The 1,804-nt window shown below is 80.0% G+C and carries 1 protein-coding gene; it reads right to left on the reverse strand.

Annotation, left to right across the window (positions count from 1 at the left end; genetic code table 11):
- The coding region (locus DEP02_RS20890) for an FtsK/SpoIIIE domain-containing protein (RefSeq protein WP_269809371.1) at positions 1-1,804 on the reverse strand (1,804 nt) is incomplete at both ends.

Below are 1,804 nucleotides of genomic sequence, written 5' to 3' on the forward strand. Positions count from 1 at the left end.
GGGTGTCGAGATCGGCCGCACCGGCGCCGCCCGCACCGGCCGAGCCCACGCCGGCCGGTCGTGCTCCGGCCGGTCCCGCGCCGGCCCGCCCCGGAGCGGATATGCCGCGGGTCGTCGCCGTGCGCTGGGCGACGATACGGCCGGACACCGCGCGCCGGGTGTGCCACTCGGCGAAGTCGGACCGCCCCAGCAGCTCGGCCCGGCGCTTCAGCTCCGCGCTCAGTGACTGCGCGAACTCCCGCATACGGACCGGGTCGTTGGCGGTGAGGTGGGTGGTCACGTGCGGCACGTCCGTACAGACCCGCAGGCCGTCGCCCCGCTCGCCGCCGCCGCCCCGGCCGTCCACCAGCACGATGCCCAGGCGGTCGGGGCGCTCGGCGGCGGCGAGCGAGGCGACGACGGAGCGCAGCAGCTCCGTACGGCCGCTGCCCGCCGGTCCCCCGACCAGCAGATGCGGTCCGTCGGTCACGAGGTCGGCACAGACCGGCCCGCGCGGACCGGCGCCGAGTATCGCCCAGGCCCGCCCGCCGAGGGCCGTGGTGTCGTCGGCCGCGTCAGCCCAGCGCGCCTGCAGCGACGCCGGGGTGGCCCGGGCCAGCCCCAGCTCGTCCAGCAGCCGCGCCGACAGCGGCAGCGGCGCCGACATCCGGGCCGGGCGGTCTCCGGCGGGCCCGTCCGTCCGCAGGGGGGCCAGGGCCCGTGCGAACCGCTCGGCCCACGCGCCGGACACGGCGTCGACGACGGCGACGGTACCGGGGGCCACGGGGGTAGGAAGCGGGGGTTCCGCCGCCGGGGGGCGGACGGGTGCGCCGGAGCTCGGCTCGTTGGCCGTCGGGTGTGCCGCGACGCGCATCAGCCGCAGGGCCGTCGCCACGTCGCCGCTGAGCAGGGCCACGGCTCCGCACTCCCGGAACACCGGCGACACCGCGCACGCCGTCTCGTAGGTGTCCGTCACCGGGGACGCGGGCGAGGCGGGCGGCGCCTCGGCGAGACACACGACGTGCATCCCGGCCCGGGGCCCCTCCTGCGCCAGGCGGGCCACCGCCTCGCGCACCTCGGGGCCGCCCGGGTCGCCGTCCACGACCACCACGGTGTACGGCCCCGCGAAGCCCCCCGCGTCGGCGGGGTCGTCGTCCCGTGCCCAGGAGGGCCTGTGGGCGGCAGCGCGCGCGCCGGCCGCACCCGGGCCGCCGGCGGTGGGGGTGGCGCTCGGGTGGTCCTCCAGGCGCCGCAGGAGTTCGTCGGTGCGGGCGGCGGCCTGTTCGCGGTCGTAGGCGAGGAGGAGGCGGCAGTCCTGTCCGTGGGCAGGGCGGACGTGCGGGAGCCAGCCGAGCCAGGACCACTCGGCGGTGCGCTCCTCCACGGGGCGGGTGCGGTCGGCGCTGAGCAGGACGACCTCGAGCGTGTCGGGGGAGTGCGCCGCGGCGAGCTGGGCCAGCACCGCGCGCGCGAGCCCGGACAGGCGGGCGCGCGGACCGGCCAGGCCCAGCGCCCCCACCTCGCGCAGGCCGGTGGTCACCGGGACCGCGGGCAGCAGCCCCGAGCCGTCGGGGGCCGGCCGGTCGGCCGTGCCGAGCCGCACCGTGAGCGCCTCGGGGTGCCCGGGGCCGCGCTCCCACAGCCGCGGTCCCGGGCCCAGTGCCGCCAGCAGCAGCGCCGCCGGGTCCGGCCAGGTCTCCGGCTGCTGCGGTACGGCGCACGGGGCGGACGGGTCCTGCGCGGGCGCGTCGGCGGCGGTGTCGTCGTACGGCTCGTGCCCGTCCGCCGCCTGCCCGGCGCGACCGCCGGCCAGCCGCCGCGCCCA

Origin of the sequence: Streptomyces triticisoli (genome assembly GCF_003270085.1) — a bacterium.
Taxonomy (GTDB): Bacteria; Actinomycetota; Actinomycetes; order Streptomycetales; family Streptomycetaceae; genus Streptomyces; species Streptomyces triticisoli.